Genomic DNA, 8,315 nt, shown 5'->3' on the forward strand with positions numbered 1-8,315 from the left:
GTAGATGCCCCTGATCTCTGCGGATCAGGGGCATCTACTCACTTCTCGGTGCGGGGACGGCGCGCCACCGCGCGCTGTTCGCCTCGATAGGGTGGGACCCGTGCCCCACACGATGCCAGGAAGCGCCCTCGGATACTCGGCCGACGACGTCGAGCGCTGGGTCCGCGAGCCGCCCAAGAGCAAGGCCCGCACGCCCTTCGAGCGCGACCGTGCGCGCGTGGTCCACTCCTCGGCGCTGCGTCGGCTCGGTGCCAAGACCCAGGTCCTGGGGCCGGGCTCCGACGACTTCGTGCGCACACGCCTGACGCACAGCCTCGAGGTCGCGCAGGTGGGCCGGGAGATGGGGCGCGCGCTCGGGTGCGACCCGGACGTCGTCGACACCGCGTGCCTGGCCCACGACCTGGGCCACCCGCCGTTCGGGCACAACGGCGAGCGTGCGCTCGCGGAGATCATGGCGGACCACGGCGGCTTCGAGGGCAACGCCCAGACGCTGCGTCTCCTGACGCGCCTCGAGCCCAAGGTCTTCGCCGCGGACGGCACGCCCGTGGGCCTCAACCTGACCCGTGCGAGCCTCGACGCGAGCGTCAAGTACCCGTGGCGCAGGGGCGAGGGTCCGCTGCGCGCGGACGGCTCCACGACGCACAAGTTCGGCGTCTACCCCGACGACGTGCCCGTCTACACGTGGCTGCGCGAGGGCGCCCCAGCGCACGTCAAGTGCATGGAGGCCCAGGTCATGGACCTGGCCGACGACATCTCCTACTCGGTGCACGACGTCGAGGACGCGATCGTGGGCGGCAAGCTCGACCTCGCGGTCCTCGCGGACCCCGACGAGCGGGCGCGCGTCGTGGCCGCGGTTCGCGCCTGGTACGGCGACGCGTACACCGCGGACGAGCTCGACGCCGCGATCTCCCGGCTCGAGTCCACCGGCCACCTGATGCGCGGGTTCGACGGCTCGCGCCGGGCGCTCGCGGCCCTCAAGGACTCGACGAGCCAGCTCATCGGGCGCTTCAGCGGGTCGGCGCAGGCCGCGACGCGCGAGGAGTACGGCGACGGTCCGCTCACGCGCTACTCGGCCCGCCTGGTCGTCCCGGAGGCGACGTCCGCCGAGATCCTCGCGCTCAAGGGCATGGCGGTCGCGTACGTCATGGCTCCGCGTGAGCAGGAGCCGCTGCACCACCAGCAGCGGCAGGTCCTGGCGGACCTCGTCGGGGTCTTCATCGACAAGGCCCCTGGTGCGCTCGAGGCGCCGTTCGCGGCGGACTGGGTCGAGGCGCCCGACGACGCCGCTCGCCTCCGGGTCGTCGTCGACCAGGTCGCGTCGCTCACCGACGTGAGCGCGTACCAGCTCCACGAGCGGTGGGTCTCCGGGCCGCGCTGACCTGGACCGACCTGCTGGACGACGGCCCGGCCCCCTCGGGCACCGGGCCGTCGCAGTGTTGTTCGCGGGGGCCGCGCGTGGGCCGGCCCGACGTGCTCAGCCGAGGGTGGTCGTGAGCTGGGCGACGAACTCGTCGAGAGCGTAGGGGATGCTCAGGACGGTCGGTGCGGAGGTCGCCATGGCGTAGTCCATGCCGACGACGCGGATCACGCGGTCGTCGACGACCGAGGGCAGCGCCGCGAACAGCGGGTTGCCCATGAGGGTGTCGTAGACCGTCTCGTCGACGTCGATGAGGATGAACGCGTCGGCGTCGAGCGTGGGGATGAGCTCGGAGCCGACCGAGACCGACGACGCGTCCTCGGCGCCGCAGGCCGTGAGGGTGCCCGGGGACGGGACGAGCCCGATCTGGGTCAGCAGCTCGATGCGCGGGTCCGAGGGGCAGAAGACGATGAGGCCGCCCTCGCCGTTCATCGCGTACGTGATGGTCTCGCCCTGGAGCTCGGGGTGGGCCGCCGCCGTCTCGGCGACCTTCGTCCCGACGCCCTCGACGAGGTCGTCGGCCTTGGCGGGCTGCCCCAGGGCCGCCCCGATCATCGTGGTCTGGTCCTGCCACGACGTCTCCCACGCGGAGCCCGGGAAGGCGAGCGTCGGGGCGATCTCGGAGAGGCGCTCGTAGGCCGTGTCGGTGATGCCCGAGTAGACGGCGATGATCACGTCGGGGCGCAGGGCCGCGATCTGCTCGAACGGGACGTCGGGGTTGCTCGTGAGCAGCTCGGGCGTGGCCCCCTCGAAGGTCTCGGTCAGCCAGGGGAGGATGTCGTCCTCGATGCCGGGGCCGGTGAACCTCTCGATGCCCACGGGGACCTTGCCGAACGCGACGACCGCGTCCTGGCTGCTCCATCCGATCGTCACGACGCGCTGGGGCTCGGCGTCGATCGTCGTCGAGCCGTACGTGTGCTCGATCTCGACCGGGAACGCGTCGGCCTCGGCGAGGTTCGTCGTGGCGACGTCGGCTCCGCCCGCGGGGGCCGGCGTCGAGCCGCCGGTCCCTCCCGTCGAGCAGGCCGCGAGCGCGGCCAGGGTCGTGAACGCGGCGACGGCGCCCAGGAGACGGCGCCGGGGGGCGGTGCGACGGCGGGGAGTGGTCGGGGTCATGAAGGGTCCTCCGTCGGGCGTCTCGCAGCGTGGCGGCGCCCGTTAGTTAGTTAGTTGAGCCTAGCCTTAGTTGGCGGGACGAAGGTGAGGCTAACCCGGGCGGGATCGAGAAATCCTGCCAGCGATGACCGATTTCCCGCCACGTTCAGTGGCCGGGTGCTCCGAGCAGGCGCGCGTACGCGGCAGGCGACATGCCCGTGGTACGGCGGAAGACCGTGACGAACGTGCTCGGGCTCGAGTACCCGACCTCGCGCGCGACCTCGCGGACCGGGCGGCCCTCGGCGAGCAGCACGAGAGCCGCGCCCGTGCGCGCGAGGATGCGCCACTGCGCGAACGACAGCCCCGTCTCCTCGACGAACCGGCGCATGAACGTGCGCGGGCTCGTGCCGATCTCCGACGCCCAGGCGTCGAGCGAGCGGCCGTCCCCCGGGGTGGCGAGCAGGCGCTCCGCGACATGGCGAAGGTCCACGTCGCGCGGCATCCGCAGCTCGATGCTCGCGGCGGGCAGCGGCACGATCTGCTCGACCGCGAGCGCCTGGAGGTTGTGGCGGCTCGCGTCGGGCATGACGGCCGTGCGGCCGTGCAGGAGCAGCTCGCGCAGCAGGGGGGTGACGGGCACACCGACCACGCTGTCCCACCGGGGGACAACCTGGTCCGGGTTGAGGTAGGTGGCGTAGACCGTCACGTCGGGGTCCGCCCGGACTCTGTGCGGGGTGCGGGCGGGCAACCAGATGCCGAGCGTCGGCGGGACGAGCCAGCGGCGCCCCTGGGTCTCGACGTCGAGCGGACCGCCCTCGCACCACACGAGCTCGTGCTCGTGGTGCACCTCGCCCGGCCACTCGCGTGCGTGCCCGGGCTCGAACACGATGGTCGCGAGGCTCCAGGGGGCCGCGACGAGACGGCCCTCGGGGGCCCGGTACTCGACCCACGGCTCGTCGGGGCACGACGGAGCACCCCAGAGGCGGATGCTCCCGGGGTGCTCGTCGATCGTCATGGGCAGACGGTACCGCCCGTGCCCGCCCGGCCGGCTGATCGGCCGACCCGGGCGACCGGCTCAGCCGGCCGGCTGCTCGCTCATCCAGGCGTCGCTCGCGCGCTGCACGTCGTCGGGCGTGACCGAGTCGGCGACCGTCGTGAAGTACCACCGGTGCCCGAACGGGCACCGCACCGAGGCCTGGCGGAAGCCCTCGAACCAGTCCGCGGGCTCGGACGTGCTCGTCGCGCCCGCGGCGATGGCGCGGGCGTACGCGGCGTCGGTGTCCGGGACGGGCACGGTGAACGACACGGGGGTCGGGCCCTCGGGATCCGGTGCCACCGACCCCGCGCCCGGGAACTCCTGGGCGACCGTGAACGTCGAGAACCCGGACGCCGTGGGCAGGCGCAGGTCGGAGTGGATGATCGCGTCGCCGGCCGTGATGACGTCGTCGACCTCGGCGCCGAACGCCGCGGTGTAGAAGTCGATCGCGGCGCGCGCGTCGGAGACGGCCAGGTTCGGGTGCAGGGCTGACATGTCCATGGTTCCTCCAGTGGTCGGTGCTGCCGGGTCGTGGTGCGTCGGTTCCATCGTCGTGTCGGTACGCGGTGGCAGTCTTGGAGGAATGCGACACGAACCCGCGGGCGCCGCCGGCGCCCCGAGCAGCCCCGGTGGCCCGGGCGCTCCCCGCGTCCCGTCCACCACGTACGGCGTGGTGGACCCGGCGGCCGCGCGCCGGGCGTTCGCGCTCGAGCGGCTGCCCGCCCCGGCCGACCTCGCGGACCGCGTCGACTGGTTCTGGCTCGTGCGTTGGGACCTGCCGGTCGGGGAGTCGTTCACTCAGACCGTGATCCCGCACCCGTGCGTCAACCTCGTCGCCGAGCCGAGCGGGTTCGCGGCCCACGGCATCCCCGACGGGCTGTTCGACCGCACGCTGCTCGGGGCCGGCGTCGTCGTCGCCGCGAAGCTGCGCCCCGGGGCGCTGGCCGTGCCGCGCGGGACGTCCGTGCCGGCGTCGGGCGCCCTGGGGGCGGGGGCTGACGAGGCGGGCGACCGCGCCCTGGCGCTCGCCGATCGTGGCCAGGACGAGGCCGCGGTCGGCGTCCTCGCGGACCTCCTGCGCGACCGGCTCGCCCCCGACCCCGCGCTGCCGCAGGTCTCCCGTGTGCTGGACACCGTGACGTCGGGCGAGCTCGGCCCGCACGCCCGCGTCGCCGACCTCGCGCGCGTCGCGGGCACCAGCACGCGCAGCCTCCAGCGCCTCCTCGGCGAGCGCGTCGGCGTCGGGCCCAAGTGGGTCCTGCAACGCCACCGCGTCCACCTCGCCGCGGAGCGCCTGGCCACCGACCCCGGGCAGGACCTCGCGGCGCTCGCGGTCGACGTCGGCTACTACGACCAGGCGCACCTCGCTGTGGACTTCGTCTCCGTGACCGGTCACACCCCCGGCGCGTACGCCCGCCGGTGCGCGGAATCGCGGGCCCGGCTGCTGCAGCTCGCGTCCTCCTGAGCGGGTCGAGGCGCGGCCTGCGCCGTCTCGGGCGCAGACCCGGCGTGACACGTGGGCGGCGGCACCTACACTCGGGTACGTGGCAGGTCTGATCCGACGCGAGGACGTCGACGCGGTGCGCGAACGCGCGAGGATCGACGAGATCGTGTCCTCGCACGTGACCCTCAAGCCTGCGGGTGTCGGCTCGCTCAAGGGGCTGTGCCCCTTCCACGACGAGCGCTCCCCGTCCTTCCACGTCCGCCCCCAGGTGGGGCGCTGGCACTGCTTCGGCTGCAACGAGGGCGGCGACGTCATCTCGTTCGTGCAGAAGATCGACGGCATGACCTTCACCGAGGCCGTCGAGTACCTCGCCGACCGCGTGGGCGTCCAGCTGCGGTACGAGGAGGGCGGCGGTCCGCGCCGCACCGAGGAGCCCGGCAAGCGCCAGCGCCTGCTCGAGGCCCATCGCGTGGCCTCCCAGTACTTCTCCGAGCAGCTCTTCGCGCCCGGCGCCACGGTCGCGCGCACGTTCCTGGCCGAGCGCAGCTTCGACCGCTCGGACGCCGAGCGTTTCGGCGTCGGGTTCGCCCCGACCGGCTGGGACTCGCTCCTGCGCCACCTGCGCGGACGCGGCTTCACCGAGGTGGAGCTGATCGCGTCAGGCCTCATGAGCCAGGGCCAGCGCGGCATCTACGACCGCTTCCGCGGCCGCCTCGTGTGGCCCATCCGTGACGTCACGGGCGAGACCATCGGGTTCGGTGCGCGCAAGCTCTTCGACGAGGACCAGGGCCCCAAGTACCTCAACACCCCCGAGACCACCCTCTACAAGAAGTCCCAGGTGCTCTACGGGATCGACCTCGCCAAGCGCGAGATCGCCAAGAACAAGCGCGTCGTGGTCGTCGAGGGGTACACCGACGTCATGGCTGCGCACCTGTCGGGCGTCACGACGGCCGTCGCGACCTGCGGCACGGCGTTCGGCACCGACCACGCGCGCATCGTGCGCCGCCTCCTGGGGGACACGACCGCGGGCGGCGGGCTCCAGCTCGCGTCGGGCGCGTCGCTCGGGGGAGAGGTCGTCTTCACGTTCGACGGCGACGCCGCCGGTCAGAAGGCCGCCGTCCGCGCGTTCGGCGAGGACCAGCGCTTCTACGCCCAGACGTTCGTCGCGGTCGAGCCCAGCGGCATGGACCCGTGCGAGCTGCGCATGGCACGCGGCCCCGAGGGCGTGCGGGCGCTCGTGGACGGGCGCCAGCCCCTGTTCGAGTTCGTCATCCGCACCACGCTCGCCACGTTCGACCTCGACACCGCCGAGGGGCGCGTGGCCGCGCTGCGCGCCGCGGCGCCGGTCGTCGCGGGCATCCGTGACACGGCCCTGCGGCCCGAGTACGCGCGCATGCTCGCGGGCTGGATCGGGATGGACTCGGAGTCGGTGCGGCGCGCGGTCGCGGCGGCGGGCAAGGCCGGGGTCCCGCAGACGCTCCCGGCCCCGGTGCGCCCGGCACCCCCCGGGCCCGACGACGCAGCCACCGCGGCGCCGTCGGGCCCCGTCTTCGCGCAGCCCGACCCGCGCGACCCCGTGGCGCGCCTCGAGCGGCAGGCGCTCGTCGTCGCGCTCCAGTACCCCCAGTACGTGCCGGCCGAGGAGTTCGACGCGTTCTCCGAGACCGCGTTCGCGACGCCGGCCTGGCGGGCCGTGCACGACGCGATCCGGGCCGCCGGGGGCATGGCAGGCGCCGCCGCGCACCCCGCCGGGCAGTGGGTCGAGCACGTGATCGAGCAGGCCCCGGAGACCGTGCGGGGCATCGTCAACCAGCTCGCGGTCGCGCCGCTGCCCGAGGACCGCGAGAACGTCATCCAGGGGTACGTCCAGGGCGTGATCAAGGCATTCGTGGACCTGGGCCTCACGCGGCGCGTCGCGGACGCCAAGAGCCGCCTCCAACGCCTCGACCCGGCCGCCGACCCCGACGCCTACGGTGCGGCGTTCGCCGAGCTGCTGTCGGTCGAGAAGGAGCGCCGGGAGCTGCGCGAGCGGGTCTGAGGACCTGTGGGTTGCGCGCTCCCGCCGAGGGTGACGCCTCCGGTCGTCGAGGGTGACGTGCACGTAGCCCGAGGGTGACGCCGGCGCTCGCCGCCGCCAGCGGGCTCGGGGCCCTGTTCGGGGCGGTGGCCTTCCTGCTGGGTGCGTATCGTGCCGTCGCCACCATGGACCGTCACCTCGCGTTCCGCGTCGCGATCATGCCCCGACGGGTCGAGCCGTCCACGCCTGGAGAGGCGGTCCCCGAGGTGCGCCCGGCTGGTCTTGGGCGCACGTCCGGCGCCGTGCGACGAGCGTCACATCGCTGGAGAACGGTCGGTCCGGGAGCCCAGGGCGTTCCGCGTCCACGAGAGATGCAGAAAGCCCCTGATCTGCGTTTCCGCAGACCAGGGGCCTCGTCTCTTGCTCCCGCGGTAGGACTTGAACCTACGACCGTCCGATTAACAGTCGGATGCTCTGCCAGCTGAGCTACGCGGGACCGCTCACCCACCGATCTTCACCGGTTGGGCGACCGGGGAAAACTCTATCAGCATCAGAGGGGTAGTCCGGACATCGATCGGACCCGGTCCTCCGCGGCGTCGATCACAGCCCGCGTCCGGGCATCGTCCAGGTCCACGCCTGCCTCGGCGACGACCTGGGAGAAGAGCGAGCCGTCGCTGTCACGGCGTACGGCGACCTTGGCAGTACGCCCGGCACCGAGTGTCACGACCTCCGCGAGCACCACCGACGACTGCACCCGCTCGCGGACCGTCTGGGCCAGCGCGGTGCGCTTGGCGTCGGCGAGGTGCAGGACCAGGGGAGCGGCGCCGTCGACCCACTCGACCGTGATCGACGCGGTGGCCGGGTCATAGCCCGCCTTGTCCACGTCGCACCACGGGCGCGAGGTCGCGGCGTCCCCCGTCGTGGCCAGGACGGTGCGGGTCGCGACGGCCCACGAGCCGCCGACGAGCTGCGCGGAAGCGAGCACCGCGTCCTTCGGGGCGAGACGCAGGGACCTGCGGGCGTCGTCGGGCAGGGAGCTACGGGCGAACAGAGCCATGCCAGACACGGTACTGCCCGCGCGCCCGTCCGGCGCCCGCCTGCCGGTACGCTTGTCCGCCGAGGGGCAGTAGCTCAGTCGGTCAGAGCATCGGACTCATAATCCGCCGGTCGTGGGTTCAAGCCCCACCTGCCCTACTCGTCCTGGTGCTGGGCAACCCGACAGGGCCCCGACCGGGGCCTCCCGTGCAGCCGGGCTGCGGCGACGAGACGCGAGGAGCCCCGCCCTCCGAAGAGGGCGGGGCTCGGT

At 73.4% G+C, this 8,315-nt stretch carries 7 protein-coding genes and 2 tRNA genes; 4 read left to right on the forward strand and 5 right to left on the reverse strand.

Annotated elements, in window-relative coordinates; genetic code table 11:
* The first annotated feature begins 112 nt into the window (after positions 1-112).
* Entirely contained in the window at positions 113-1,378 is a 1,266-nt protein-coding gene (locus ACFRCR_RS14210; RefSeq protein ID WP_377678413.1) for a deoxyguanosinetriphosphate triphosphohydrolase, read from the forward strand.
* A 96-nt stretch (positions 1,379-1,474) separates the two neighbouring features.
* On the opposite strand, the gene ACFRCR_RS14215 is transcribed toward ACFRCR_RS14210, so the two are convergent.
* The 3 genes from ACFRCR_RS14215 to ACFRCR_RS14225 form a co-directional block, all read right to left on the reverse strand.
* On the reverse strand, positions 1,475-2,533 hold the full coding sequence (locus tag ACFRCR_RS14215) for an iron-siderophore ABC transporter substrate-binding protein (protein ID WP_377678403.1): 1,059 nt from the start codon (positions 2,531-2,533) through the stop codon (positions 1,475-1,477).
* Positions 2,534-2,678: 145 nt separating this feature from the next.
* Positions 2,679-3,527, reverse strand: coding sequence for a helix-turn-helix domain-containing protein (locus ACFRCR_RS14220; protein WP_377678404.1), 849 nt, complete (start codon positions 3,525-3,527; stop codon positions 2,679-2,681).
* Between the two features lie 60 nt (positions 3,528-3,587).
* Positions 3,588-4,043: a VOC family protein gene (locus tag ACFRCR_RS14225; RefSeq protein WP_377678406.1), complete on the reverse strand. Its 456-nt coding sequence runs from the start codon at positions 4,041-4,043 to the stop codon at positions 3,588-3,590.
* A gap of 88 nt (positions 4,044-4,131) precedes the next feature.
* On the opposite strand from ACFRCR_RS14225, the gene ACFRCR_RS14230 reads away from it, so the two are divergent.
* Entirely contained in the window at positions 4,132-5,013 is an 882-nt protein-coding gene (locus ACFRCR_RS14230) for a helix-turn-helix domain-containing protein (protein WP_377678408.1), read from the forward strand.
* A gap of 79 nt (positions 5,014-5,092) precedes the next feature.
* A complete protein-coding gene (gene dnaG, locus ACFRCR_RS14235; protein ID WP_377678410.1) occupies positions 5,093-7,030 on the forward strand; it encodes a DNA primase in 1,938 nt (645 codons plus the stop codon).
* 402 nt (positions 7,031-7,432) lie between these two features.
* Here dnaG and ACFRCR_RS14240 read toward each other — a convergent pair.
* Together ACFRCR_RS14240 and ACFRCR_RS14245 are read right to left on the reverse strand one after the other, a co-directional pair.
* Positions 7,433-7,505, reverse strand: a tRNA-Asn gene (locus ACFRCR_RS14240).
* Between the two features lie 54 nt (positions 7,506-7,559).
* The gene (locus ACFRCR_RS14245; RefSeq protein WP_377678411.1) at positions 7,560-8,066 is read right to left on the reverse strand and encodes a hypothetical protein; all 507 of its coding nucleotides are present in this window, start codon (positions 8,064-8,066) and stop codon (positions 7,560-7,562) included.
* 63 nt (positions 8,067-8,129) lie between these two features.
* Here ACFRCR_RS14245 and ACFRCR_RS14250 point away from each other — a divergent pair.
* Positions 8,130-8,203: transfer RNA gene (locus ACFRCR_RS14250), tRNA-Ile, on the forward strand.
* Positions 8,204-8,315 lie beyond the last annotated feature (112 nt).

The sequence above is a fragment of the Oerskovia sp. NPDC056781 genome (assembly GCF_042789955.1).
GTDB lineage: Bacteria > Actinomycetota > Actinomycetes > Actinomycetales > Cellulomonadaceae > Oerskovia > Oerskovia rustica.